Source organism: Sutterella massiliensis (assembly GCF_016899755.1).
Taxonomy (GTDB): domain Bacteria; phylum Pseudomonadota; class Gammaproteobacteria; order Burkholderiales; family Burkholderiaceae_F; genus Sutterella; species Sutterella massiliensis.
In genome coordinates this window covers 1-257 of the sequence record NZ_JACJJC010000470.1, presented here as the reverse complement: position 1 = coordinate 257, position 257 = coordinate 1, and the positions used below count along the sequence as shown (strand labels likewise).

The window sequence follows — 257 nt, the reverse complement described above, 5'->3', positions numbered from 1 at the left end:
AATATTACAGCAAATGCTCCAAAAATAGTATCCGCACGAGTTGTAAATATTTTTATTTTTTCATTGTGATTTTTAATAGAAAATTCTATTTCACTTCCTTCACTTTTGCCGATCCAATTCTTTTGAATTTCTTTTATGTGACTACTCCATTCCAATCCTTCAAGACCAGAAAGAAGACGATCGGCGTAGACTGTAATACGCATGAACCACTGACGCATTGACTTCTTTTCTACAGGGTAACCTCCACGCTCAGAAAC

General features: G+C 35.8%; 1 protein-coding gene. It reads right to left on the bottom strand.

What is annotated here, in order from left to right:
- A partial coding sequence (locus H6A60_RS13345) for a hypothetical protein (RefSeq protein WP_439145091.1) occupies positions 1 to 257 on the bottom strand: 257 nt, incomplete at both ends.